Source organism: Paracidovorax sp. MALMAid1276 (assembly GCF_049198005.1).
Lineage (GTDB): Bacteria > Pseudomonadota > Gammaproteobacteria > Burkholderiales > Burkholderiaceae_C > Acidovorax.
The window spans coordinates 1-24,187 of record NZ_JBMIRS010000246.1; the positions used below are offsets into that span (position 1 = coordinate 1).

Here is a 24,187-nt window from a genome sequence, read left to right on the forward strand (position 1 = left end):
GCTTCGACAAGCTCAGCCCGAACGGATGGGGGAGGCGCCCCGGCTTCGACAGGTTCAGCCCGAACGGATGGGGAGGCGTCCCGGCTTCGACAGGCTCAGCCCGAACGGGTGGGGAGGCGTCCAGGCTTCGACAAGCTCAGCCCGAACGGATGGGGGAAGGCGCCCCGGCTCCTGGAACCCATCGCCTGTGGCTCCGCCGATTCAGTACCGCCCCGCCTGATACCGCTGCCCCAGCACCCCCTGCAGCGTTTGCACCACCGAGAACGCCTCCTTGAGGTGGCTGCGCTCGAAGTTGGACAGCTCCTCCAGCGCAAGGAAGTTGTCGGGGGCCTGGCTCTGCGCCATCTGCCGGGCCTGGTGCGCGATGCGCAGGCGGGACAGAAACTCCAGCGCTTCGCGCAGGTCGCGTGCGCTCTGTGGGCTGACTTCGCCGCTGCGCGAGGACTGCTCCAGCCGGTCGTGCGTGTTCACGGCGGCCAGGCCGCCGGCCAGGGCATAGATGCGTGCCAGGTCCACGATGGGCACGATGCCGTTGTGCTTGAGGTCGATGGTGCCCGCGTTTTCGCCGCCGCGGATGCGGGTGATGGTGCCGAACAGGCCCAGCGGCGGGCGGTGCTTGAGCGCGTTGCCCACCATCAGCGCAAGGAACAGGCTGTTGCCCCGCGTGCGCTGCAGCACCTCGTGGCGCAGCGATTCCAGCAGCTCGGTCTTGCCGTGGATGGCGCGCAGGTCGAAGAACACGCAGGTCAGCATCAGCGCCATGGGGTCGGGCTTGTCCACCCATTGGCGGAAGTATTCGGCCCAGCGGTGGCGTGGCTGGCGCCACTTGTCGGTCATGGCCATGATCTCGCCGGGGCAGTGGATGTATCCGCAGGCGGCCAGCCCGTCGCACACGAAGCGCGAGAAGGCGCGGAAGTATTCGCCGTGCGCGGCTTCGTCATAACGGTCGTCCAGCACCAGGCAGTTGTCCTGGTCGGACTTGGCGGTCTGTTCGCTGCGCGCCTGTGATCCGGCAGCCACCCAGACATAGTCCACCGGGGCCGGGCCCAGCTGGGCTTCGGCCAGGTGGATCAGCCGGGTGGTCAGTGCGTCGGTGATGGCAGTGACGATGTGGCCGGTGCTGTAGGCGCTGGCATCGGCGGCGGCCAGGTGCTGCTGCAGCGGCCGCACCTTGGCCGCCGTGCGGGCCAGGCCCTCCACCGTCGTCTGCTTGTACACGTCACCCGCCAGGTACACGGCCGAGGTGCTGTGCTGCTCAGCCAGGTCGGTGGCGGTGATCATGCCCACGATGCGCGCGCCATCCATCACCGGCAGGTGGTGGATGTTGTGCCGTGCCATCAGCAGCAGCGCGTCGAACGCCGGGCTCTGGGCCTGCAGCGTGAGCGGTGCCAGCGTGGCGATGTCGGCCACCGAGCGGTCGATGTCCAGCCCCTCAGCCACCACGCGGTTGCGCAGGTCGCGGTCGGTGACCAGGCCGAACAGGTGGCCCTGCTGCACCAGCAGCACCGAGGACACGCGCAGCTCGCGCATCTGCTGCGCGGCGGCGCGGATGCTGGCGTCGGGCGGCAGGGTGATGGGCTCGCGCTTGACCAGGGCGCGCACCGGCGTGCCCAGCAGGTTCAGGTGCATGCCGCTGCCGCCGGGCGCCTGGGCGGTGGCGGCAGCGGCGGAGGGCGCGGGTGACATTGACACCGATGGAAAGTAGTAGGCCAGCGCGCCGTGGTCGCGGCACAGGGCCGCGATCGTCTCGGCGTCCAGCCAGGCGATGTGGCTGTCGGCGGCGGCGGTGGCCTGCCAGGTGGTGAGGTGCTGCGCGGGGGTGGCGCCAAAGCCGAACATGTCGCCCGGCTGCAGGTGAACGGCCATGTCCAGGTCGGGGTCGTGCAGATCGACCGCACCCGCCACGACCAGGCCGGTGCGGCTGTGCAGCTGCCCCTGGGGCAGCAGCGTGCTGCCGACGTCGCAGGCCTGCAGCGTCCACTGCGGGGCCAGCTGCTGCAGCGTGGCCTCGTCGAGCTGGCTCCACACGCGGTGGCTGGCCAGCGCGGCCTCGATGGTGGCGTGGGTGTGCGGTGCAGGGTTCATGGCGGATGGACGGCTGCGCGCCAGAGGGATGCGGTCTGCCATTGTTGCAGCGTGGGCGCGGCTGTGGGGCAGGGTTGTTACCGGGCCGGTGGCGGTCGGTGCGTTGCCTGGAGTGCTGGGCCCATGGCGGCGGAATGGCGAAGGCATGGCGGCATGGCGGCATGGCGTAGCATGGTCTGTTGCAACGTTCGCCATTGTTTTGCACCGTGCCATTCCTGTCCCACCCCCCGCGCCGCGAAGCGCCGCCCGTGGTGCTGTGGCTGCACCCGGCGGCCCCGCCCAAGCCTGCCACGGGTGCGCCTTGCAATGGCTGCGGACTCTGCTGCCTGGCCGAGCCGTGCCCGCTGGGTGTGCTCGTGTCGCGCAAGCGCACCGGCGCGTGCAAGGCGCTCAGGTATTCCGAGACGGAACAGCGCTATTGGTGCGGCATGGTGGCCGACCCCGGCGGCGTCACGGGCTGGCGCCACCCGTGGGCGCTGCGCGCGGTGTCGGCACTGGCGCGGCGGTGGATTGCAGCAGGCTCGGGCTGTGACGCGCACCTGGAGGCGCGGCCACTGGAGCGCAGTGAAGATGAATGATGCTATATAAAACGTAGCATAAAAGTGATTGTGGGTAAGCGTTGGGGGTGATTTCTATCAAACTTTGCACGATCCGCAGTTCACGGGCGGCGCCTTGCGAGGGCTGTTGCCGACATGCGTTGCCAACGCCCCGCTGGCGCCGGCGACTGCACAATCAGGCGGAACGCCGCAACCTCACTGCACCATGACCCCACTCGACGACACCGATCGGGAAATCCTCAGCATCCTGCGCGCCGACGCGCGCACCCCGGTGGCCACGCTGGCGCAAAGGCTGCGCGTGTCACGCGGCACCGTGCAGAACCGGCTGCGCAAGATGGAGGAGGGCGGCGTCATCGTCGGCTACACGGTGCGCCTCAGGCCCGACTCAGAGCCCCAGCGCATCCGCGCCTGGATGTGCATCGCCGTGGAAGGCAATGCAGCGCCCGAAGTGATCCGCGCGCTGCGCGGCGAGCCCATGGTGGGCACGCTGCACACCACCAACGGCCGCTGGGACATCGTGGCCGAGGTGCGGGCCGAAAGCCTGGAGGCCTTCGATGCGGCGCTGGGCCGCATCCGGCTCACCCCGGGGATTGCCAACACCGAGACCAGCATCCTGCTGTCCACCTACAAGGCCTGAACGTCCGGCGCCGCTGCATTGCCGCCTTGGCGACACCGGCTAGGGGGTTTCCTGCATGCCCTGCGCGCCGGGCTGCAGTCCAATGGAAGGATCTTTTGTCTCTTGCTTGTTGGAAGGAAGCCTGCCATGCAACGTCGCCAAATCATCCAGTGGGGGGCCGCCAGCCTCGCCGCGCCCGCAATCCTGGCGCACGCACAGAGCTTTCCCTCCAAGCCCATCAAGCTCATCATTGCCTTCCCCGCGGGCGGGCCCACCGACATCACCATGCGCGCGCTGGCCGACAACGCGAGCAAGATCCTGGGCCAGCCCGTGATCGTGGAGAACAAGCCCGGTGCGGGCGGCACGCTGCCCGCGCAGGCACTGCAGACCTCGCCCGCCGACGGCTACACCGTCGCGCAGATTCCGCTCGGCGTGTTCCGCCTGCCCTACACCACCAAGATCAACTGGGACCCGGTGAAGGACATCAGCTATGTGCTCAATGTCACGGGCTATGCCTTCGGCCTGGTGGTTCCGGCCGACTCTCCGCTCAAGACCTGGACGCACTTTGTGGCCTGGGCCAAGGCCAACCCCGGCAAGCTCAGCTACGGGTCCACCGGCACCATGACCAGCCCGCACCTGACCATGGAACTCATCGCCCAGCAGCTGGGCCTGGAGCTGCTGCACGTGCCCTACAAGGGCAGTGCCGACCTGATGCAGTCCATCCTGGGCGGGCAGATCATGGCTGCGGCCGATTCCACGGGCTTTGCCCCGCAGGTCGAAGCCGGCAAGCTGCGTGTGCTCAACACCTGGGGCGCCGAGCGCCTGGCCAAATTCCCCGATGCGCCCACGCTCAAGGAGCTGGGGCTGGACCTGGTCCAGAACTCGCCCTTCGGCATTGGCGCCCCCAAGGGCACCCCCGATGCCGTGGTCAAGCGCCTGCACGATGCCTTCAAGCAGGCCATGGAGCAGGACAGCTATCGCACGGCACTCTCCCGCTACGACATGGTGCCGATGTACATGGGCACGGCGGCCTACCTGAAGTTTGCGCAAGACACCTTTGCGCGCGAAAAGGCCCTGGTCGAAAAGCTGGGCCTGGCCAAGCCGCAATGAGCGAGCGTGCGGGTTGACTTGCTGACTCGCTGAACTCGTTCGTTCATGGGTCCGTGGGCGGACCGCCCCGTGCCGCGCTGCCGTGGTGGCGCTGACGCCCTGCTGACACCCGGCTGTGGCCCCCGGGTTCACCATGCTGGTGCGCTGCGCCCGCCTGCACTAGGATGGCGCGGTGACCTCCCCGCCCACTCCCGCGCCCGGCCCCGCCCCTGCCGCCGCAGCGATCCATTCCTGGAGTGGCGAATTCGTCGACGCCGCCACCGAGCGCGCCTACCGCGCCGAACACCAGCAGGCCATGGCGCAGCAGCAGCGTCTGGGGGTGGGCATCTGGGGCGTCACGATGGTGCTGTTTGCCCTGCCCGACTACGCGCAGATGGGGCCCAGCAGGGAGTTCTGGCTGCTCACCGCATACCGCCTCGCCATGGCCGTGCTGCTGGCCATGGCCTTCATGCGCCTGGGGCGCAAGCCCGAGCTGGCACCTGCCAGCACGACCGTGATGTGGCTTGGCCTGGCAGGCTACCCGTTCTTCTTCCTTTTCTATGTCCTCCGGCCGGACCTGCGCGCGTTGAACACCGCGATGATCATGCTGCTGCAGCTGAGCCTGTTCGTGTTCCTGCCGGGCCGGGCGCTGCAGTATGTGCCCGTGGTCACGTTTGGCGCCGTCGGTGCGGCCTTCACCATGTGGTCCGTTGGCGTGGCTCCGCCGGTCGTGATGGGTGTGATTTTTGCGTTGGCGCTGCCCGCCATCGTGGGCTACGCATCGGCCGTGCGGCTGCAGCGCGCGCAGCGGCAGGAATACCACCTGCGCCAGCAGCTGCTGGCCGTCAACCAGGGGCTGCAGGCCGAGGTGCAGCGCCGCATTGCCCTGGAGGTGGAACTGCAGAACCAGGCCTCCACCGACGCGCTGACCGGGTTGCGCAACCGCCGCGCCTTCGAACACCAAGCCAACAACGAACTGCACCGCGCGCGGCGCTCGCTGCAGCCCTTGTCGGTGGGCCTGCTGGACATCGACCATTTCAAGCAGGTCAACGATGGGTTGGGCCACGCCGCCGGTGACGCCGTGCTGCGCACGGTGGGCGCACTGTTTGCGAGCCGATTCCGCTGCGAAGACGCTGTGGGCCGCATCGGAGGAGAAGAATTTGCAGTGGTGCTGCCGGGCGCCACACTGGAGCAGGCGGGGGAGGTCATGCAGCGCTTTCTGGACACACTGGGCAGCACCCCCGTGGAAGTGGGGCCGCACCGGGTGACCGTGACCGCCACGGTCGGCGTGGTGCAGCACAGCCCCGGCGCACCGACCTTGGAAAACCTGCTGTCGCGCGCCGACAGCGGCCTGTACGCGGGCAAGCGCGAGGGCCGTAACCGCGTGATGCTGGCGCTGCCCGAGGGCGGCTTTGCGCGGTATGTGCGCACCAGTGACGTTCAGGATCCGCCGTCGTCCGGCGATGCCGACGGAGCGCACCATCCCGAGATGGCCTGAAGGGCGCGCGGCCGGGGCTTATGCGTCGCGCGCGGTTCAGATCAACTTGCTCTGCGGCAGTCCGGCAGGGGGTGCCATTGCGGCGCGGCGTGCCAGCACATGGTCCACCAGCTCTGCAAACCCTGCGCCCCGCTCACCCTGCGTCACGTAACGTGGCAGGTGCTGCAGCTGCGGCACAAAGCGGGCGATGTTGGCCACACCCACGCTGTGGGGGAAGTGCTTGAACATCAGTTCGTCGTTCGTGGAATCGCCCACATACACCCAGCGGTCGATCTCCGCATCCAGGTCGCGTCCCCACAGCTCGCGCACGATCCAGCGCGCCCCTTCCAGCTTGTTGTGCGCGCCGTACCAGCCGTTGATGTGGATGCTGCTCACGGTGGCATTCATCCCCGCCTCGCGCATGATGCGCACGGCATGGTCGATGGATGCCTGCGGCAGCTGGGTGAATTCGCTGTGGTCGATGGCGATGTCGGTCTCGCGCCCGGGTGAGTCGGTGGCACGTTGCGCCCCAGGCACTTCCCGCTCGATCTGCGCGAGAACCTCCTGCATCCGTGCGAAATTGGCAGCCCGGGTGGGCGCATCCTGCTGGTACCGCTTGGCCAGCGTTCCATCCGCCTGCCGCATCAGCGCCACCGCCCCGTTCTCCGCCACGATGGCGTCCACCGGCCAGGAGAGGGCAAAAGGCTCGCTCCAGCCGACGGGGCGGCCGGTGATGGGAATCACGGGGAGGCCTGCGGCCTTGAGGTCCGTCAAGGCCTGGAGTGCATCGGGCGTGATGGCGCCGTCGGTGGTCAGGGTGTCGTCGATGTCGGTCAGGAGGCCCAGCGCGCGTTGCGAACGCAAGGTGGTGGCGTCGGCCAGTGGTAGGAGCCGATCAAGAGGTAAAGGGCAGGACATTGGGTCAGCAAATATGGCGGCGCGGAGTGTGCCACGGAAAAACGGGCAGGCCTGGACCAGCTTGGCCGGTCTGGGAGACTACTGGCGGGCAAATTCCACAATGGCGCGGTAGAGCTGATCCGACCCATCCTTCCGATTCGTGGGCGAGAGTTCCATGCGGCTGACGCCGTGCTCTGCCCCTCCTTTGAAGCGTTGAGGCACCACGGTGAAGTAGTAGGGGCTGATGAACCGGGCGCCCGCCTGTTGGTGCCGCTGCAAGGCCCGCAGTGCCGCACCGGGGACTTTCCATTGCTGAGGGTGGAACTCCGGCACACCGTATCCACGGATACCCCGCGCTTGCAGATAGCCCTGCATCCAGTCGCTGTCGGTCATGCCTCCATACATGTTCAGACCATGGTTCCATGCGGCATCGCCGCGCAACGTGTCGTCCATGGCGAAGAGCTGGGGGTTCCACGTACTGTTGGCCCGCGGCACGATCTGGTGCGAGAACAGCCAGTGTGCAGGCAACCCGGCTGCGCGCGCGCGGCGGTGAAACTCGGCCAGAAAACCGGCTGCCTGCACGCTGCGGAAGCGGTTCCAGTCGCGAGCGAGGGGGTTGTAGTAGAGATCCAGCGCAGGCTGGGGCAGGTCCATCCAGGCGCGGACTCCGCGCAGCCCTTTCAGGGATTGGGCCTTGATCGCCGAAGGGGTGTCGGATCGCGGTATGCGCCGGTTGCGCTCCATGACCGTGAATTCCCGTTCGGCTACCTCGAACAGGCCATCCACTGTATGCGCGAGCACCTGCACGCGGTGGCGACCTGGCGGCAGCCCGCTGTAGTCGAGCTCGTACCGAAACCCGACATTGGGACTGGTGATCTCTTCGAGTGCCCGATACACATCCAGGCGGTTGAATCCGCGCGGCACCTCTGCCAGGGGTTTTCCGTTCAGGTGAACCTGAAGCCGTTGCACTCGGCCCTGCGGGTCCCACAACCAGCCCGAGAGAGGAAGCAGGCCATCGGCATGCGCATCGAAATGGTCGGCAAAGTTGCGCAGCGATTCCTTTCGGATGTCGCGCGACGGCGCAGAAACCTCGTCAAAACTGCGTAGCGGCAAGCCGGTGGCCCGGGCGTACGCCTGCACCGTTCCATATTCTCGCGCCAGCCAGCGTCGAAATTCAGCCACCGACTCGGGGTGGTAGTCTGTGACCTGCACGTCTTGATGACGCCCCATGCCCGCCTCAAAATCGGGAAAGAGATGGTGCAGCTCACCCGCTAGTGTCACGGCCACGATGCGCTCGCGCACTTGGATGGGCAGCGCCAGAATGCGCTTGGCCACGGCATCCAGGGCGGAGTAACGATAGCGGTTCACGGGAATGCTCTCGTCGATGCGCAGCGTATATGGCGCGATGCGATAGCCAAAGTACCCCAGCTTGGGCGGTAGGCCGTCGCGCAGCGCCATGAGGTTGTTGGAGTCGGCGAGCAACTCATCGGTCAGCGGGCCCGTCGAATCGAAGTGCCCGGAAGAAAGGTAAATCACGACGGGTCGCTGCACGTCGGTGATCAAGCGCATCCAGGTTTCAACTTGGGCATTGTCGATTTCCCACCCCTTGGGTGTGCGCTGGAAGAGCGCCAGCAACTGCAAGGTGACGGTGTAACCCACCTGAACTGTCCCACGCGGCCCACCGGGCTCTAAGCTGTCTAGCAGCTTTCGAAGAGCTGGTGCAGCGCTCTCACGGCGCTGCAGGCAGTGTGCCTGTGCCTGGCTCAGAGTCAACAATCCGGCAGTGCGCTCTGCTGCGTCACAGGCGAGCAGCCCTTCGACCGTGGGGGCCAGGATGAACGGGGCGGGTGTCTTCAAGGCCGTCGCAGGTGGCGGGTTGGGCTGTGCCGATTTGGTGGATGCCTGTGCCAACGGGGTGTAAAGCCCCGCCAGGATCAGACCCTGCAAGATCAGGGAAAAGGGTTTCATTGCCCAGGATGGTACTCAATGGCTCCGCAGGAACGTTGTCCACGTCGTAGTGCAGGAATGCCACCAGGAGCTAGCAAGGGCCACGCCCAAGAGAGCTAAGAAAAGATCGAATGATTGGGAGGGGGCATAGGATCTGTCGCAAGGCATTGACCGAAAAATGCATGCGAGTATCCAATGCAAGCTTGGTAGCGAAAGGAAAGATTCGTAGCATCGGCTGCGGCCCCGCTGTGCGCTGACTCGCTTAGCAGCGTGTCGGGTGGTTGCGGAGCCGGTCACGCGAGCGCCGTGGCTCGTCGCGGCTGAGGGTCCTGCCGACTCTTACGCGATGTGTTGCAACGCCAACCCCGCATGCTCCCGCAGCGGATGAAAGTGAATTTTCGGGAACCGCTCCTGCGCCAGTCGTACGTCATACGGCGAGGTGCACAGGTAGGCCAGCGTATCTGCCGCGTCATGCGCCAGGCGCAGCGGATAGGCGTCCGTAAATGCCCGCAGGTCGGCCGCGTTGTCCGCCGTGATCCAGCGCGCGCCCGTGTACTGGCAGCCTTCCAGGCGCACATCGGCGTCGTACTCGGCCTTCAGGCGGTGCTGCACCACTTCGAACTGCAGCTGGCCCACGGCGCCCAGCAGCATGTTGCCGCCGGCGTCGGGCTTGAAGACCTGAATCGCGCCCTCCTCGCCCAGCTGGGCCAGGCCCTGCTGCAGTTGCTTGGTGCGCAGTGGGTTCTTGAGTACCACCGTCATGAACATCTCGGGGGCGAAGAACGGCAGGCCGGTGAATTGCAGGCTGGCGCCGTCGGTGATGGTGTCGCCCAGCTGCACGCCGCCATGGGTGGTGAAGCCGATGATGTCGCCCGCGTAGGCTTCTTCCACCGCCTCGCGGCGCTGGCTCATGAACGTGACCACCGAGGTGGGACGCAGCTCCTTGCCGGTGCGCTGCACCTTGAGTTTCATGCCGGGCGTGTACTTGCCGGATGCCACACGCACAAACGCGATGCGGTCGCGGTGGTTGGCGTCCATGTTCGCTTGCACCTTGAACACCACGCCCGAGAAGCCTTCGTCTTCGGGGTGGACGGTCTTGACCACCGGCTGCCGGTTGACTTCGAGCGTGCTCACGCGCGGGCCGGGGGGCGGGGCCATGTCGACCAGGGCGTCCAGCACTTCCATCACCCCGAAGTTGTTCACGCCGGAGCCGAAGAACACGGGCGTGAGCTTGCCCGCGAGGAAGGCCTCGTGGTCCCACGCGGGCGATGCGCCGGTGGCCAGCTCCATGCTCTCGAGCGCGGCGTCGAATTCTGCGCCGAAGCGGGCGCGCAGGGTGTCCACGTCGGTCAGCGGGATGGATTCAAAATCCTGCGGGCGGCGTTCGCTGCCGGCTTCGAACACCGTCATGGCCTGGGTGCGCAGGTTGATGATGCCGCCGAAGCTCTTGCCCTGGCCCACGGGCCAGGTCATGGGACAGCAGGGCATGCCCAGCTCTCGCTCCACCTCGTCCATGATGTCCAAAGGGTCGCGCACCTCGCGGTCCATCTTGTTGACGAAGGTGATGATGGGCGTGTCGCGCTGGCGGCAGACCTCGATCAGGCGGCGGGTTTGTGCTTCCACACCGTTGGCGGCGTCGATCACCATCAGCGCCGAATCCACGGCGGTGAGCACGCGGTAGGTGTCTTCCGAGAAGTCCTTGTGGCCCGGGGTGTCGAGCAGGTTGACCACGTGGTCGCGGTAGGCCATCTGCATGACGGACGAGGCCACCGAGATGCCGCGCTGCTTTTCAATTTCCATCCAGTCGGACGTGGCGTGGCGGCTGGCTTTGCGGCCTTTGACCGCACCCGCAATCTGGATCGCGCCCGAAAACAGCAGCAGTTTTTCCGTCAGCGTCGTCTTGCCCGCGTCGGGGTGGGAAATGATGGCAAAGGTACGGCGGCGCCGGGTTTCGGGGGCGTGGGACACGGGGGATTCCAAGAGGGCTAGGGCCCCGCTGCGGCCTGGTGGGCGGCAGCGGGCGCGACGGGCGCAGTGCGCCGAAGCGCGCGATTTTACTGGGCGGCCGCTCTGGAATTCGCCGGACCTTTGTATCAGTCGGTGGGTGCCTGCGTGTGGCGGGCGTACATCTTCTGCATGCCGCCGATCCAGCGCTCGTAGTCCTGGCCCTTGTTGCGGAAGTATTGCGCCACCTCGGGGTGGGGCAGAACCAGGAAACGGCCGTCCTGCATGGCTGCCAGCACGTCGCCCGCCACCTGCTCGGGCGGCAGGATGCCGTCGTGCGAGGCCGAACCGCCGGTGCCCGTGACCATGGCCGTCTGCACAGACTGCGGGCACAGGCAGGCCACGCCCAGGCCGCGCCGCCCATAGGCAATGCGCAGCCACTCGGCAAAGGCCACGGCCGCGTGTTTGGTGACCGCGTAGGGGGCGGATTCGACGATGGTCAGCAGCCCCGCGGCCGAGGCCGTGACGAGGAAGAAGCCCTCGCCACGTTCCACCATCTCGGGCACCACGGCGCGGGCGGCCCACACGTGGGCCATGCCGTGGATGTTCCACATCGCATTCCACAGCGGGTCTTCGAGTTCTATGCCGCCCGGGCGTCCCAGGATGCCGGCGTTGGAGATGTAGGCGTCCACACGGCCATAGCGTTCGCGGGTAGTGGCCACCAGGGCCTGGATGTCGGCCTCCTTCGATACATCGCAGCGCACGGCCAGGCCACCGATCTCGTTCGCCACGGCCAGGGCGGGTTCGAGATGCAGGTCGGCCACGACCACGGCGCGCGCGCCCTCCTGTGCAAAACGCCGTGCGATGCTGCGGCCGATGCCGCTCGCGCCTCCGGTGACGATGACGACCTTGTCCTTGGGGTCCATGTTGTGCTGCTCCTTGATGGCTGCGCTGCGAACGTCTGGGCAGTGCGAGGTTTGCGCTCTGGCGTTCCGGCAAAGAGCGCAGTGTCAGCGGGGTGGGGCACGCGGGCAGCCGCGCAGGTGACATGCGCGGCAGGCCTGCGGCTGGCCCGCCGGCCGTGGGCGGTGGCCGCGTGGGCAAGCGGGCATGTTTTGTGGCAGCGGGGCGCTTGCTTTTATAATTCGCCATTCCGAGGAGCGTTGCAGCGCCCCCAGCACCAGCGGGGCGTGAGGCTCGGAGTCATCAACCCGCAACGACGCTCATCCACTTCTCGTGTGGTGAGCCTTGTCACTCCCCCGATCAGTGGTTTTTCAAACACGCTTTGGAGCACACCACCATGAACGCACGCGTCAACGCCCCGGTCAACGCCGACTGCATCATTGCCGACATCGGCCTGGCCGATTGGGGCCGCAAGGAAATCAAGATCGCCGAAACGGAAATGCCGGGTCTGATGGCCATCCGCGAGGAATTCGCGGCCAAGCAGTCGCTCAAGGGCGCCCGCATCACCGGCAGCCTGCACATGACGATCCAGACCGCCGTGCTGATCGAGACGCTGCAAGCCCTGGGCGCCGACGTGCGCTGGGCCTCGTGCAACATCTTCTCCACGCAGGACCACGCCGCCGCCGCGATCGCCGCCACCGGCACGCCGGTGTTCGCCATCAAGGGCGAGACCCTGGCCGAATACTGGGACTACACCCACCGCATCTTCGACTTCGGCCCCAAGGGATCGGAGGGCGAAGGCCCCAACATGATCCTGGACGACGGCGGCGATGCCACGCTGCTCATGCACCTGGGCAAGAAGGCCGAGAAGGACGCGTCCGTGCTGGCCAACCCGGGCAGCGAGGAAGAGCGCATCCTGTTTGCCGCCATCAAGGCCAAGCTGGCCGAAGACGACACCTGGTACAGCCGCAAGAGCGCGCAGATCCTTGGCGTGACCGAAGAGACGACCACCGGCGTGCACCGCCTGAAGGAAATGTCGGCCAAGGGCACGCTGATGTTCCGCGCGATCAACGTGAACGATTCGGTCACCAAGAGCAAGTTCGACAACCTGTATGGCTGCCGCGAATCGCTGGTGGACGGCATCAAGCGCGCCACCGACGTGATGATCGCCGGCAAGGTGGCCGTGGTGGCCGGCTATGGCGATGTGGGCAAGGGCAGCGCCCAGGCCCTGCGCGCCCTGAGCGCCCAGGTGTGGGTGACCGAGATCGACCCCATCAACGCCCTGCAGGCCGCGATGGAAGGTTTCAAGGTCGTGACCATGGAATGGGCGGCCGACAAGGCCGACATCTTCGTGACCACCACGGGCAACCGCGACGTGATCACCTATGAGCACATGGCGGCGATGAAGGACCAGGCCATCGTCTGCAACATCGGCCACTTTGACAACGAGATCCAGGTCGCCAAGCTTGAAGAGAACTGCCAGTGGGAAGAGATCAAGCCCCAGGTGGACCACGTGATCTTCCCCGACGGCAAACGCATCATCCTGCTGGCCAAGGGCCGCCTGGTGAACCTGGGTTGCGGCACGGGCCACCCCAGCTTCGTGATGTCCAACTCGTTCGCCAACCAGACCATCGCCCAGATCGAGCTGTTCGCCCATAGCGACTCCTATGACGTGGGCAAGGTCTACGTGTTGCCCAAGCACCTGGATGAAAAGGTCGCACGCCTGCATCTGAAGAAGGTGGGCGCCATGCTGACCGAACTGAGCGACGAGCAGGCCGCCTACATCGGCGTGCCCAAGCAAGGCCCGTACAAGCCCGACACCTACCGGTATTGATGGATTGCTATCGATGATCCGCACGCGCAAGGGCACAAGCCCTTCGCGGCGCGTTTCAGAGCTGTGCGCCTGGTCCGCGTGCATGCATTCTGGCGATGATTGCTATACAAAATATAGCTGTCAGCGCATGCTGGTAAAGCGCTAGAGGCATTTTTTATTCATATAAGGATGGCGCCATGCGCGCAGACGTGTTTTTGGTGGAGCGGGGGCATGCGGCCACCCGTTCGCAGGCCCAGCGCCTGATTGCGTCGGGGGTGGAGTGGCGCCTGTCGCCGCTCGCGCCCTGGCAGAAGGTGGCGAAGAACGGCGACGACATTCCGGCCATTGCCGAGGTGCAGCTGCTCGATGGCGCCGAGGCCAGGTACATCTCGCGCGGCGGGCTCAAGCTCGAAGGCGCGCTTGACGCTCTGGGCCTCAAGGTGCAGGGCCTGCGCTGTCTGGATGTGGGCCAGAGCACCGGCGGTTTCACCGACTGCCTGCTGCAGCGCGGCGCCGCGCAGGTGATCGGCGTGGATGTGGGCCATGACCAGCTGCACGAGCGCTTGAGAAGCGACCCGCGCGTGGTGTGTGTTGAGGGCCTGAATGCCCGCGCGATGACGGCCGAGACGCTGGCGCAGGCCTGCGAAGAAGCGCTGTCGGAAGTCATCGAACAGCACGAGGACAACGAAACCCAGCCCGAGGCGCCCTACAGCTGGATGCGCAATGGCGGCCTGGTGGACGACGACTACGACGACAGCGGCGATGCCAAGGACAAGGACATCGAGGCCTTCAAGTCCGAGCGCGCCGAGCTGGCCAAGGCCCGCGCACAGGGCACGCTGCCGGTGGAGCGCCGCCGCCGCGCAGACCGCGCCGATGTCGATATCACGCCCACGTTCGGCCTGGTGACCGGCGACCTGTCGTTCATCTCGCTCACGCTGGTGCTGCCTGCGCTGGTGCCGCTGCTGGCGCCCGAGGGCGACCTGGTCATGCTGGTCAAGCCGCAGTTCGAGCTGCAGCCGGGCCAGGTGGGCAAGGGGGGCATCGTCCGCGACGAAACGCTGTATGCGGTGGTCGAGCAGCGCATCCGCGACGGCTGTGCCTCGGCGGGGCTGAGCGTGCAGGGGTGGATCGACAGTCCCATCCAGGGCGGCGATGGCAACCGTGAATTCTTTATCCATGCGAGGAGGGCTGCATGACTGCTGCCAACGCACAGGGCGCCGGGTTTCCGGTGAGCTTTGAGTTTTTTCCGCCCAAGACGCCCGAAGGCGCCGACAAGCTGCGCGCGGCGCGGCAGCAGCTTTATGCCTTGCATCCCGACTTTTGCTCCGTGACCTACGGTGCGGGCGGATCGACGCAGGAGGGGACCTTCGGAACCGTGCGCGAGATCCTGGCCGAGGGGGTGAGCGCTGCGTCGCATTTTTCCTGCATCGGCGCCACGCGCCAGTCGGTGCGCGAGCAGCTCACGCAGCTCAAGGCCATGGGCGTCAAGCGACTGGTGGCACTGCGGGGTGACCTGCCCAGCGGCTATGGTGCGGGCGGCGAGTTTCTGTATGCCAGCGATCTGGTGGCTTTCATCCGTGCCGAGACCGGCGACGACTTCCATATCGAGGTGGCTGCGTACCCCGAGGTGCACCCCCAGGCCCGATCGCCCGAGGCCGACCTGCAGGCCTACGTCGCCAAGGTGCAGGCGGGGGCCGATTCGGCCATCACCCAGTACTTCTACAACTGCGACGCGTACTTTCGGTTTGTGGAAGACGCGCAGCGCCTGGGTGCCGAGGTGCCTGTAGTGCCGGGCGTCATGCCCATCGGCAGCTCCACGCAGCTGATGCGCTTTTCGGACGCCTGCGGGGCCGAGATCCCGCGCTGGATCCGGTTGCGCCTGCAGGCGTTTGGCGACGACACGGCCAGCATCAAGTCCTTTGGTCTGGACGTGGTGACCGACCTGTGCGACCAGCTGCGCAGCCAAGGCGTGCCCGCCTTGCACTTCTACACCATGAACCAGAGCGCGGCGACGCTCGAAATCTGCCGTCGTCTGGGGATTTGATCCCGCCGGGGCGCTTCGTTTACATTGCTGCGCTGCTTTCAAACTGACTCGAGGGATGCGTTGACATGAGAACAGGCGTTGCTGTGTTGTTATTTGCGCTGTGTTGGGGCGTGGCGGGTGCGCAGGCGCAAACCCGCTACCACTGCCGCGATGACCAAGGCAACACCTACTCGCTGTCCCGCCCCTGTCCGGCCAACGCGCGCACGACGGCGGTCTCTGCCGGTCCGGCGCCGTCGCGGCCTTCGTACTCGTCGTCATCGTCCGGCTATGGCTCTTCGCCGGTGCGTTCTGTGCCCGATACGCCCGACCACTACCAATACCTGAGCGCGCGGTGCAAGTCGCTGGATGAGAACATCCGCTCGGCATACTCGCGCGGCATCAAGGCCGACGTCCTGGATGGCCTGCGCCGCGAGTACCGCAGGGATTGCCGAGACGAGGAGCGGGACGCGTATTCGCGGCTTTCCAGCGAGCGCTCCGCCCGTGACCGGCAGCGCCGGGAAGATGAAAAGGCGGCCCAGATGGAGGCCAATGCCACCCGTGAGCAAGAAGCCCGGTTTGCCCAGCAATGCGCCGAGTCCCGGCGGATTCTCGCCAACAAGCGCGCTCGCACGGACCTGACAGAGGGCGAAAAGAACGACCTGCGCCGGTTCGAGGAAGCCTTCATGGCGCGCTGCAAGCGCTAGGCCGTTGCGCTGCCCACCACGCCTTTCGCTGCGGCTTGCCGCGCTGTGTTGTCTGCTGATGGCGGGGCACACGCACGGCGCCTGGGGTGCAGAGCGCGACGCAGTGTCTGCACATCTCTACGGGGCCGAACTGAGCCCCGAGGCGGCCAGGGCGGGTGATGCCGTGGACACGGCGGGCGCGGAGCTTGCAGGAGGCATGTCGCCCGGCGAAGAGGGCGCGACCGGCTCTGCAGAAGATGCCGATGCGGCAAGCGCACTGGAAACGGGGTTGGCCTCCTGGTATGGCCCGGGATTCCACCGCAGGCGAACCGCCAGCGGCGAACGCTTCGACATGCATGCCATGACGGCCGCCCACCGGACCTATGCATTTGGAACACTGCTGTGTGTGCGCAGCCTGGTCACGGGGCGGGGCGTGGTGGTCCGCGTCAACGACCGGGGCCCCCACATCGCTGGCCGGGTGGTGGATTTGAGCCGCGCCGCCGCCGTGGCGCTGGGTGTGCACGGCCTGGGGCTCAAGCCTGTGGAGGTGGCACCGGTGCCTGCAGGTCAGACCACCTGCGAGCGCGACTGAACACGCCCGCGCCACATGCCTGTCTGTCAAGGCCGGTGCGGGGCGTCATTCAGATCAGCCGCCGCCTGATTCGAGCGTGTGTGTGGCGTGCTTGTCCTGTGCCAGCAGTTCCGCCATCTGCGGCAGCGCCGCCTTCAGCGCGGCCTTGAGCGTGTAGGGGGGATTGACCAGAAACATGCCGCTGGCGGGCAACCCCGGGCGTTTGGTGTCGCCGGTAGCGCTTTCGGTCACCTTGCTCGACTTGACGGTCAACGTGGCGTGCAGCCAGCTTTTGCCGGACTTGGTGGCCAGGGTCTTGAGGCGGCGGGGCAGATCGTGCGCCTCGGGGCGGGGAATGATCGGGTACCAGAAGGCATAGGTGCCTGTGGCAAAGCGCTTGAGCGAGTCGGTGGCCATGTCGAGCACCTTGGCATAGTCGCTCTTGATTTCATAGCTGGGATCGCACAGTACGAGAGCGCGGCGGGTCGGTGGGGGTAAAAATTTCTTGATGCCCTCGAAGCCGTCCTCGTGCAGCACGGCCACCTGGCGGCCGGCTTCGAGCTGCGCGACATTGCCGGCCAGGGAGCGCAGGTCGGTCGGGTGCAGTTCAAACAGCTTGAGCTTGTCATGGCTGCGCAGCAGGCGCTGGGCGATGAACGGGGAGCCGGGGTACACCCGCAGCGTGTTGCCTTGGTTGAAGGCGCCCACCAGGTCCGCATAGTCCTGCAGGGCCGGGGTGAGCGGGGGCGTGCCGGGCGCAAACAGGCGGGCGATGCCGTCGGCGGCTTCGCCGCTGGTGCTGGCGTAGTCGCCGTCCAGCCGATACAGGCCGGCACCGGCATGGGTGTCCAGCACGGTCAGGGCCGCGTCTTTCTCGGTGAGGTGTTGCAAGGCAGCAATCAGGACGGTGTGCTTGAGCACATCGGCATGGTTGCCCGCGTGGAAGGCGTGGCGATAACTGAACATGGCGCCAATGGTAGCGAGTGCGTGGGTGAGCGCACACGCTCGATGCCCTTGGGCCACCGCCAACGGCTGCCTGCGGGCACAGCAGACGGGACGGTGTCGCCTTTCCGTGCATCGGGTCCGGAAAGCGGTCATTTTCGAGGGTTCTTCGTTCGAGGGCCGATGCGGGTTCGCAAAGACGGTGAAAATCGGACTTCGGGCTGGCGTGCGGGGCTCTCCGGGCATGCACACCTGGCGGATGGTTCGGCCTGCCGGGCACAATGGGGGCCGGGCGATCACTTCGTGTGAGGTATTTGGCATACAGAATGCCTTTTGTTTCGTTTAGATGAACGGCCTTACCGCATGATCGCAATCCCGGCCAGAATTTGCTGCCTGCTTCCGGTTGCGGTTGCCATTTCCTTGTTGCCTTCGCCCGTCCGTCACGCCTTTTCAACATGACCGATAGTTCCAGCCAAGCCCCCTCCAGCGGTGTCAGCCACGTGGATGCGCTGCCCACCGGGACCCGGCTGGCGGAGTTCGAGATCCTCTCGCTGCTGGGCGTGGGCGGGTTTGGCATGGTCTACAAGGCCTTCGACCATTCGCTGCACCGTCCGGTCGCCATCAAGGAATACATGCCCTCGGCCCTGGCCGGCCGGGCCCAGGGCCAATCGCTGTGGGTTCGTTCGTCTTCCGACCAGCAGACGTTCCAGACCGGGCTGTCGTCGTTTGTGGATGAGGCGCGGCTGCTTGCGCAGTTTGACCATCCTTCGCTGGTCAAGGTGTTCCGCTTCTGGGAGGCCAACAACACCGCCTACATGGTCATGCCTTTGTACAGCGGCATGACTTTCAAGCAGGCGCGCGCGCAGATGCGCACGCCACCGCCGGAAATCTGGCTGCGCAAGCTGTTGTGGACCGTGCTGGGCGCGCTGCGGGTGCTGCACGATGGCAAAACCCTGCACCGCGATATTTCGCCGGACAACATTTTTTTGCAGGATAACGGCCCTCCGGTCCTGCTGGACCTGGGCGCCGCCCGCCACGCCATCAACGACCAGGACCGCAAGCACACGGCCGTGCTCAAGGTGAATTACGCTCCCATCGAGCAGTATGCAGACGGGGATGACGACCTGCGCCAGGGCCCCTGGAGCGACCTGTATTCGCTGGCAGCGGTGGTGCACGGATGCCTTTGCAACGACACACCGCTGCCCGCCACGTTGCGCTCCATCCGCGACCGGATGGTGTCGTTCCCGCGGGTTGCCAAGACGGTGAAGCGCCAGTTCGGGGTGGAGTACTCCGAGCCCTTCGTCGCGGCCATCGCACAGTCGCTGGCGCTGCGGCCTGCCGACCGTCCACAGAGTATTGATGCCTTTTTGGCGGCCATGGAGATGACATCGCCGCCGGAAGGCGTGCAGCATTTCGACTTCCGCGCCGAGCTCGGGGACATCTGGGTAGAGCCCGCGGACCAGCCCGGCCCCGGATTGCTCACGCCCACGGTGGATGTCACGTCCGGGGAGAAGCTCGCGGCCGCAATGCAGGCCCATGTACAACGCGCTGCGGCGCAGGAAGCGACCGTCGACAGCACTGCCAGCGGCCCGGACACCGTGGCGATTGATGCAGAAGATACGGTGTTCATCGATGCCGGCGACACCGTGGCTGCCGAGGACTCCCGGCATGACCTTCCCGCGCCTGCCCGCCGCGAGCCGGCGGGAGAGCGGCCAGGTAACGCCGCCCACCGCAAGGCCGCGGCAGGGGTGCCCCAGGCCGGGCGACCTGTCAGGCCGCGGCGTCGGTCGCCGCTCGTGTGGGTGGCTGCAGGTGCGTTGGTGGTGGTGGCTGCGGCCACCGGTGTGCGCTGGGCGCAGAATGGCCCTGCACCGAAGGACGACATCATCACTGAGATGGCCGAGCCGGCGGCGGTCGCGGCATCGGCCACCGAGGTGGCGTCCGAGGCCGCAGCGGCCGCTTCGGCGCCCGCTGTGGTGCCTGCGCCGTCCGCGAGTGTGGCGGCCGCGGTGGCTGAAGTACCCGCAGTGGCCGCTTCGGCGCCCAAACCGCCACCGCGCACCACGCCAAAACGGGTGGCCGCTGAACCGCCGCCTCCTCCTCCCGTCATGGTGAAGGAGGAGCCTGTCGCCGAGCCGCCGCCAGTGGTTGCTGCGCCTCGGCCGCGACCCGCGCCCGCACGTCAGCCCACGCCGCAAGAGGTGTGCGCTGACTCCAGCTTCCTTGCGCGGCCCATGTGCATTCACCAGGAATGTCAGAAACCGGCGCAGGCCAACCAGCAGGTCTGCGTGGAGAACCGCCGGCGCTACGAGGCCGAAGAACTGCGCCGCCGCCAGACACCGAACTGACACGGCCCAGGGTCTGGTGCGCCGGCCTGCTTGCGGTGAAAGCGCGTTGGTTTGTATAATGGAAGGCTTCGCAGCGCATCTGTGGTCCCGCGGCGAAGGATGAAGGCCACCTAAGAGGCTTCCGAAAGAGAAGCACCGACCGTGGAAAAGGACCCGCCAAACCCTCTTTTGAAGAGAAATCTCATGACCACCACTTTCAGCGCCAAGCCCGCTGAGGTCGTGCACGAGTGGTTTGTGATTGACGCGACCGACAAGGTCCTCGGACGAGTAGCCAGCGAAGTTGCTCTCCGTCTGCGCGGCAAACACAAGGCCATTTACACGCCTCACGTCGATACCGGTGACTTCATCGTCATCATCAACGCAGCCAAGCTCAAGGTCACTGGCACCAAGTCCCTGGACAAGGTGTACTACCGCCACTCGGGCTTCCCCGGCGGTATCACTGCCACGAACTTCCGCGACCTGCAAGCCAAGCACCCCGGCCGCGCGCTGGAAAAGGCCGTCAAGGGCATGCTGCCCAAGGGCCCCCTCGGCTACGCAATGATCAAGAAACTCAAGGTGTACGGTGGTGCAGAGCATCCCCACACCGCCCAGCAGCCCAAGGCTCTGGAAATCTAAGGAGCCTTGAGAATGATTGGTGAATGGAACAATGGCACCGGCCGTCGCAAGTCCAGCGTCGCCCGCGTGTTTCTGAAGAAGGGCTCCGGCAAGATCACTGTGAATGGCAAGGACATTCAACAGTATTTCGGCCGCGAAACCTCGATCATGATTGCCAAGCAGCCGCTGGTGCTGACCAACCACGTCGAAACCTTCGACGTGCAGGTCAACGTGCACGGCGGCGGTGAGTCCGGCCAGGCCGGTGCCACCCGCCACGGCATCACCCGCGCCCTGATCGACTACGACGCGACGCTCAAGTCCGCACTGAGCCAGGCCGGCTTCGTGACCCGCGACGCACGTGAAGTCGAGCGTAAGAAGGTCGGTCTGCACTCCGCACGCCGCGCCAAGCAGTTCTCCAAGCGTTAACAAGCGTGGGGCTCTGCCGGATGCCGCTGCCCATTGCGGCGTCCTCTTCTGCAAAGCGCGCTTGCGCTGCTTTACAGAACAAAAAACCGCCTTCGGGCGGTTTTTTCGTTTAAGGTGCGCATCTTTCTCAACTCGGGGTGCCATTCCCCACCGCCTTCGCCATGCGCTTTCGCCTGCTCCGACGCCGCCTGACCATCAGTGCCCCGCGCGTGGCGATCCGCAGTGCGTTGCCCTGGCCGTTCCGCTGGATGGCATTGGCGGTGGTGCTCGGCTTCTGTGCTGCGGTGGCGCTGTGGGCATTCGAGTTTGGCAAAACCATTGCCGGTGTCGACACGGTGTCGCGACAGGAGCTGCTGCAACTGCGCGCGGAGGTGGCCCGCCTGCGGGACGAGGGCAGCGAGCAGCAAACCGTGGCCCACACGGCAGAAAGCCTGCTCGTCGCCGAGCGTGCCGCCCGGGACAGCCTTGTGGCCCAGGTGCGGCAGCTGGAAGCCGACAACCGCACTCTGCGCGAGGATCTGGGCTTCTTTGAGAAGCTGCTGCCTGCGGCTACCGGCGATGGCCTGGCCATACGGGGCCTGCAGGCCGAAGTGCTGGGAGGGATGCAGTTGCGCTGGCAGGTGCTGGTGATTCAGGCAAGCCGCAATGCGCCGGATTTCAACGGCAGGCTGGAGCTGGTGCTCACGGGGACGCGGGATGGCAGCGCCTGGACGCAGACGCAGCCGCCACAGGGGCAGCCGCTGCAAGTCAAGCAGTACCGGCGGATCGAGGGGGTACTGAATCTGCCGGCCAACGCCGTGGTAAAAACCGTGACCGCGCGGGTGCTCGAAGGCTCCACCGTTCGCACCACCCAGACCATGGTGCTCGACTGATGCGAAGCCGCGCCGCCGGGTCTGTGCAGTATCCCGGCTGGCGACGGGCCCGGTCGGGCCCGGTTCGCGTGCTGAGGGTTTTCCCAGCATTTCTTTCCATGCGTTGTGAGGCGTCGGCGTTTCGACGGCTCCCCCGCCACCAGGAGTTTCGCCATGTTTTCCAGAAAGAAGCAGCCGCCCATCAAAAGCCTGATTGCGGAAGGCACCAAGATCGAAGGCGATGTGCAGTTTGCCGAGGGCATGCGCATTGACGGCGAGGTGGTGGGCGACATCCGTGCCGCGGCCGAGCAGCCCAGCATCGTGGTGATCTCCGAAACCGCCAGGGTGGAGGGCGCGGTGCACGGCGATCACGTGATCGTGAATGGCCAGGTGATCGGGCCCGTGCACGCCAAGGAACTGCTCGAACTGCAGCCCAAGGCGCGGATCACGGGCAACGTGCACTACAAGGCCCTCGAGATGCACCAGGGCGCGATGATTGCGGGCCAGATGTGCCCGGCCGCCCAACTGGTGGAAGAAAAGCCCCCACTCAAATTGGCGTCAAATGGGCAGTGATCGGAATTCCCGAGCGGTTTGCAGTAGTATTTATGGCCAGCTTTGATCCCGGAGTACCCCCATGAGCGCCGTAGCCGACAACATCCAGACCGACATGCCCGCCCCCATTCTGTTCACCGACAGCGCTGCCGCCAAGGTGGCCGACCTGATCGCGGAAGAGGGCAACCCTGACCTCAAGCTGCGTGTGTTCGTGCAAGGCGGTGGCTGCTCGGGTTTCCAGTATGGTTTCACCTTCGACGAAATCACCAACGAGGACGACACCACCATGACCAAGAATGGTGTCTCGCTGCTGATCGATGCGATGAGCTACCAGTACCTTGTGGGCGCGGAGATCGACTACAAGGAAGATCTGCAGGGCGCCCAGTTCGTGATCAAGAACCCCAACGCCACCACCACCTGTGGCTGCGGGTCGAGCTTCTCGGCCTGATGTGTCGGGCGATTGCCCGAGCTCCTTCGGCAAAAAAAAGCCGCCCTCGGGCGGCTTTTTGCTGTGCACTGTTCTGGATTAGCCCCGGCGCGGGCGGCCCCGGTTGCAGCGCGGGGAGACCCGTTCACGCCGGATAAACCGCGCCAAGCACTCTCGGCCCTGCGGCGCCGGTCACGCCGGGCAGATTGCCTGGAGCCCCCGTCAGTGCCTGCCGCGCCAGCCATGCAAACGCGGCCGCTTCGACCTGCAGGGCCGGCAGGCCCAGGTCATCGGTCGGTACCACTTTCACCGCAGGGCACAGGGCCTGCAGGCGCTGCATGAGGTGGTCGTTCAAGGCTCCGCCGCCGCAGACGGCCAGTAGAAAGCTATCTTTTTGATAGCTGTTAACGCTTGCTGCACAAGCGGTGGCAGTAAATTCGGTAAGTGTTGCCTGCACATCTGCAGCCGACGCGGCAGCGAAAGCCTCCAGGCGCGCCGCAAGCCAGGGCGGATTGAACAGGTCGCGGCCAGTGCTTTTGGGGGGCAGTCGGTGCAAAAAGGGCTCTTCCATGAGCCGCGCCAGCAGATCCGGCAGCACGTGCCCGCTGGCGGCCCAGGCGCCGCCGTCGTCGAATGGCTGGCCGGTGTGCCGCTGGCACCAGTCGTCCATCAGGGCATTGCCGGGGCCGCAGTCAAACCCCAGCACGGATCCATCGCCACCCAGCACGCTCAGGTTGGAGATTCCGCCGATGTTGAGCGCCAGCACCGTGCGCCCGGGCTGCCCGAACACGCCCTGGTGGAAGGCCGGCACCAGCGGTGCCCCCTGGCCGCCGGCCGCGACGTCGCGGCTGCGGAAATCGGCCACCACGGGGATGCCGGTCAGCTCGGCCAGCAGGGCGGGGTTGTTGAGCTGCAGGGTGTAGCCGGTGCCGTCGAACGCCTGCGGCCGGTGCCGCACGGTTTGACCGTGTGCGCCCACGGCGCGAATGTCGCGGGCCGTATGGCCGCTGCGGGCCAGCAACGTGCCGACCACCCCGGCGTAGGCGCGCGCCAGCGCCGTGCCGGCCAGGGCAGCGCGGTGCAGCTCGTTGTCGCCCGGGGTGTTCAGGGCCAGCAGCTCGGCCCGCAGCGTGGGGGGGAATGGTGCGCTGGCATGGTGGATAACCGCCAGGCGCGGGCCGGAGAAATCGACCAGCACGCCGTCGATGCCGTCCAGCGACGTGCCCGACATCAGGCCGATGTAGAGATCGGGCATGGCCTTAGAGCCTGTTCAATGTCTTTTTGTAGATCGCATTGGAGTGCAATCGGTGTGAGTGGATGCGCCGGGTGCGCCGCATGGGCTCATGCCCATGCAAGCGGCCGGTGCGTTCAATCGCCCGATTTCACTCCAACCCTTCGGGCAAGTGCCTTGCCGGGCGGTCTGCGGCGTTGCGGCGCTTGTG

Annotated in this window: 22 protein-coding genes and 1 riboswitch; of the genes, 15 read left to right on the forward strand and 7 right to left on the reverse strand. The window is 66.2% G+C overall.

The window, feature by feature from the left end:
- Nucleotides 1–201: 201 nt before the first annotated feature.
- Nucleotides 202–2,085, reverse strand: coding sequence for a putative nucleotidyltransferase substrate binding domain-containing protein (locus ACOQFS_RS20375; RefSeq protein WP_421564638.1), 1,884 nt, complete (start codon nt 2,083–2,085; stop codon nt 202–204).
- Between the two features lie 215 nt (nt 2,086–2,300).
- Here ACOQFS_RS20375 and ACOQFS_RS20380 point away from each other — a divergent pair, with 215 nt between their 5' ends.
- The 4 genes from ACOQFS_RS20380 to ACOQFS_RS20395 all read left to right on the forward strand — a co-directional run bounded on the left by ACOQFS_RS20380 (nt 2,301) and on the right by ACOQFS_RS20395 (nt 5,845).
- A complete protein-coding gene (locus tag ACOQFS_RS20380) occupies nt 2,301–2,663 on the forward strand; it encodes a hypothetical protein (RefSeq protein ID WP_421564657.1) in 363 nt (120 codons plus the stop codon).
- Between the two features lie 184 nt (nt 2,664–2,847).
- A complete protein-coding gene (locus ACOQFS_RS20385; RefSeq protein ID WP_421564639.1) occupies nt 2,848–3,279 on the forward strand; it encodes an Lrp/AsnC family transcriptional regulator in 432 nt (143 codons plus the stop codon).
- Nucleotides 3,280–3,405: 126 nt separating this feature from the next.
- Nucleotides 3,406–4,368, forward strand: coding sequence for a Bug family tripartite tricarboxylate transporter substrate binding protein (locus ACOQFS_RS20390; RefSeq protein WP_421564640.1), 963 nt, complete (start codon nt 3,406–3,408; stop codon nt 4,366–4,368).
- A 172-nt stretch (nt 4,369–4,540) separates the two neighbouring features.
- Entirely contained in the window at nt 4,541–5,845 is a 1,305-nt protein-coding gene (locus ACOQFS_RS20395; protein ID WP_421564641.1) for a GGDEF domain-containing protein, read from the forward strand.
- Nucleotides 5,846–5,881: 36 nt separating this feature from the next.
- On the opposite strand, the gene ACOQFS_RS20400 is transcribed toward ACOQFS_RS20395, so the two are convergent.
- The 4 genes from ACOQFS_RS20400 to ACOQFS_RS20415 all read right to left on the reverse strand — a co-directional run bounded on the left by ACOQFS_RS20400 (nt 5,882) and on the right by ACOQFS_RS20415 (nt 11,538).
- On the reverse strand, nt 5,882–6,742 hold the full coding sequence (locus tag ACOQFS_RS20400) for an HAD-IIB family hydrolase (RefSeq protein ID WP_421564642.1): 861 nt from the start codon (nt 6,740–6,742) through the stop codon (nt 5,882–5,884).
- Between the two features lie 78 nt (nt 6,743–6,820).
- Nucleotides 6,821–8,689, reverse strand: coding sequence for a hypothetical protein (locus ACOQFS_RS20405; protein WP_421564643.1), 1,869 nt, complete (start codon nt 8,687–8,689; stop codon nt 6,821–6,823).
- A gap of 318 nt (nt 8,690–9,007) precedes the next feature.
- Entirely contained in the window at nt 9,008–10,636 is a 1,629-nt protein-coding gene (locus tag ACOQFS_RS20410; RefSeq protein WP_421564644.1) for a peptide chain release factor 3, read from the reverse strand.
- 125 nt (nt 10,637–10,761) lie between these two features.
- Nucleotides 10,762–11,538 carry an SDR family oxidoreductase gene (locus ACOQFS_RS20415; RefSeq protein ID WP_421564645.1) on the reverse strand — a complete coding sequence of 259 codons (777 nt, stop codon included), beginning with the start codon at nt 11,536–11,538 and terminating at the stop codon, nt 10,762–10,764.
- A 223-nt stretch (nt 11,539–11,761) separates the two neighbouring features.
- Nucleotides 11,762–11,844: riboswitch (S-adenosyl-L-homocysteine riboswitch) on the forward strand.
- A 68-nt stretch (nt 11,845–11,912) separates the two neighbouring features.
- Between ACOQFS_RS20415 and ahcY the strand changes: the two genes are divergently transcribed.
- The 5 genes from ahcY to ACOQFS_RS20440 all read left to right on the forward strand — a co-directional run bounded on the left by ahcY (nt 11,913) and on the right by ACOQFS_RS20440 (nt 16,626).
- The gene (gene ahcY / locus ACOQFS_RS20420; protein ID WP_421564646.1) at nt 11,913–13,349 is read left to right on the forward strand and encodes an adenosylhomocysteinase; all 1,437 of its coding nucleotides are present in this window, start codon (nt 11,913–11,915) and stop codon (nt 13,347–13,349) included.
- Nucleotides 13,350–13,525: 176 nt separating this feature from the next.
- On the forward strand, nt 13,526–14,524 hold the full coding sequence (locus ACOQFS_RS20425; protein WP_421564647.1) for a TlyA family RNA methyltransferase: 999 nt from the start codon (nt 13,526–13,528) through the stop codon (nt 14,522–14,524).
- Nucleotides 14,521–15,372, forward strand: coding sequence for a methylenetetrahydrofolate reductase [NAD(P)H] (metF, locus tag ACOQFS_RS20430; protein ID WP_421564648.1), 852 nt, complete (start codon nt 14,521–14,523; stop codon nt 15,370–15,372). Before ACOQFS_RS20425 ends, metF begins: the two co-directional genes overlap by 4 nt.
- Nucleotides 15,373–15,437: 65 nt before the next feature.
- The gene (locus ACOQFS_RS20435; protein ID WP_421564649.1) at nt 15,438–16,055 is read left to right on the forward strand and encodes a DUF4124 domain-containing protein; all 618 of its coding nucleotides are present in this window, start codon (nt 15,438–15,440) and stop codon (nt 16,053–16,055) included.
- Nucleotides 16,056–16,158: 103 nt separating this feature from the next.
- Nucleotides 16,159–16,626, forward strand: a complete 468-nt coding sequence (locus ACOQFS_RS20440) for a septal ring lytic transglycosylase RlpA family protein (protein ID WP_421564650.1) — start codon at nt 16,159–16,161, stop codon at nt 16,624–16,626.
- Nucleotides 16,627–16,680: 54 nt separating this feature from the next.
- Here the strand turns inward: ACOQFS_RS20440 and ACOQFS_RS20445 are convergent, their stop codons facing one another.
- The gene (locus ACOQFS_RS20445; protein WP_421564651.1) at nt 16,681–17,571 is read right to left on the reverse strand and encodes a 23S rRNA (adenine(2030)-N(6))-methyltransferase RlmJ; all 891 of its coding nucleotides are present in this window, start codon (nt 17,569–17,571) and stop codon (nt 16,681–16,683) included.
- A 431-nt stretch (nt 17,572–18,002) separates the two neighbouring features.
- On the opposite strand from ACOQFS_RS20445, the gene ACOQFS_RS20450 reads away from it, so the two are divergent.
- From ACOQFS_RS20450 to erpA, 6 genes are all read left to right on the forward strand, one after another.
- Nucleotides 18,003–19,895, forward strand: a complete 1,893-nt coding sequence (locus ACOQFS_RS20450; RefSeq protein ID WP_421564652.1) for a serine/threonine protein kinase — start codon at nt 18,003–18,005, stop codon at nt 19,893–19,895.
- Between the two features lie 183 nt (nt 19,896–20,078).
- Complete coding sequence (gene rplM / locus ACOQFS_RS20455; protein ID WP_421564653.1) at nt 20,079–20,510, forward strand: 50S ribosomal protein L13; 432 nt, start codon at nt 20,079–20,081, stop codon at nt 20,508–20,510.
- A 12-nt stretch (nt 20,511–20,522) separates the two neighbouring features.
- Nucleotides 20,523–20,915 (forward strand): 30S ribosomal protein S9, encoded by a 393-nt coding sequence (rpsI, locus tag ACOQFS_RS20460; RefSeq protein ID WP_291489889.1) that lies wholly within the window; start codon nt 20,523–20,525, stop codon nt 20,913–20,915.
- A gap of 161 nt (nt 20,916–21,076) precedes the next feature.
- Entirely contained in the window at nt 21,077–21,787 is a 711-nt protein-coding gene (locus ACOQFS_RS20465; protein WP_421564654.1) for a DUF6776 family protein, read from the forward strand.
- Between the two features lie 153 nt (nt 21,788–21,940).
- Nucleotides 21,941–22,339 carry a bactofilin family protein gene (locus ACOQFS_RS20470; RefSeq protein WP_421564655.1) on the forward strand — a complete coding sequence of 133 codons (399 nt, stop codon included), beginning with the start codon at nt 21,941–21,943 and terminating at the stop codon, nt 22,337–22,339.
- A gap of 61 nt (nt 22,340–22,400) precedes the next feature.
- A complete protein-coding gene (erpA, locus tag ACOQFS_RS20475; RefSeq protein WP_409827241.1) occupies nt 22,401–22,766 on the forward strand; it encodes an iron-sulfur cluster insertion protein ErpA in 366 nt (121 codons plus the stop codon).
- A 124-nt stretch (nt 22,767–22,890) separates the two neighbouring features.
- On the opposite strand, the gene ACOQFS_RS20480 is transcribed toward erpA, so the two are convergent.
- The gene (locus ACOQFS_RS20480) at nt 22,891–24,000 is read right to left on the reverse strand and encodes an anhydro-N-acetylmuramic acid kinase (RefSeq protein ID WP_421564656.1); all 1,110 of its coding nucleotides are present in this window, start codon (nt 23,998–24,000) and stop codon (nt 22,891–22,893) included.
- Nucleotides 24,001–24,187 lie beyond the last annotated feature (187 nt).

Bases quoted from the DNA above. Each gene is read 5' to 3' on its own strand.
- ACOQFS_RS20375 (WP_421564638.1), bottom strand. From the start codon at position 2,085: ATGAACCCTGCACCGCACACCCACGCCACCATCGAGGCCGCGCTGGCC.
- ACOQFS_RS20385 (WP_421564639.1), top strand. From the start codon at position 2,848: ATGACCCCACTCGACGACACCGATCGGGAAATCCTCAGCATCCTGCGC.
- ACOQFS_RS20390 (WP_421564640.1), top strand. From the start codon at position 3,406: ATGCAACGTCGCCAAATCATCCAGTGGGGGGCCGCCAGCCTCGCCGCG.
- ACOQFS_RS20400 (WP_421564642.1), bottom strand. From the start codon at position 6,742: ATGTCCTGCCCTTTACCTCTTGATCGGCTCCTACCACTGGCCGACGCC.
- ACOQFS_RS20405 (WP_421564643.1), bottom strand. From the start codon at position 8,689: ATGAAACCCTTTTCCCTGATCTTGCAGGGTCTGATCCTGGCGGGGCTT.
- ACOQFS_RS20415 (WP_421564645.1), bottom strand. From the start codon at position 11,538: ATGGACCCCAAGGACAAGGTCGTCATCGTCACCGGAGGCGCGAGCGGC.
- ahcY (WP_421564646.1), top strand. From the start codon at position 11,913: ATGAACGCACGCGTCAACGCCCCGGTCAACGCCGACTGCATCATTGCC.
- ACOQFS_RS20425 (WP_421564647.1), top strand. From the start codon at position 13,526: ATGCGCGCAGACGTGTTTTTGGTGGAGCGGGGGCATGCGGCCACCCGT.
- metF (WP_421564648.1), top strand. From the start codon at position 14,521: ATGACTGCTGCCAACGCACAGGGCGCCGGGTTTCCGGTGAGCTTTGAG.
- ACOQFS_RS20435 (WP_421564649.1), top strand. From the start codon at position 15,438: ATGAGAACAGGCGTTGCTGTGTTGTTATTTGCGCTGTGTTGGGGCGTG.
- ACOQFS_RS20445 (WP_421564651.1), bottom strand. From the start codon at position 17,571: ATGTTCAGTTATCGCCACGCCTTCCACGCGGGCAACCATGCCGATGTG.
- ACOQFS_RS20450 (WP_421564652.1), top strand. From the start codon at position 18,003: ATGACCGATAGTTCCAGCCAAGCCCCCTCCAGCGGTGTCAGCCACGTG.
- rplM (WP_421564653.1), top strand. From the start codon at position 20,079: ATGACCACCACTTTCAGCGCCAAGCCCGCTGAGGTCGTGCACGAGTGG.
- rpsI (WP_291489889.1), top strand. From the start codon at position 20,523: ATGATTGGTGAATGGAACAATGGCACCGGCCGTCGCAAGTCCAGCGTC.
- ACOQFS_RS20465 (WP_421564654.1), top strand. From the start codon at position 21,077: ATGCGCTTTCGCCTGCTCCGACGCCGCCTGACCATCAGTGCCCCGCGC.
- ACOQFS_RS20470 (WP_421564655.1), top strand. From the start codon at position 21,941: ATGTTTTCCAGAAAGAAGCAGCCGCCCATCAAAAGCCTGATTGCGGAA.
- erpA (WP_409827241.1), top strand. From the start codon at position 22,401: ATGAGCGCCGTAGCCGACAACATCCAGACCGACATGCCCGCCCCCATT.
- ACOQFS_RS20480 (WP_421564656.1), bottom strand. From the start codon at position 24,000: ATGCCCGATCTCTACATCGGCCTGATGTCGGGCACGTCGCTGGACGGC.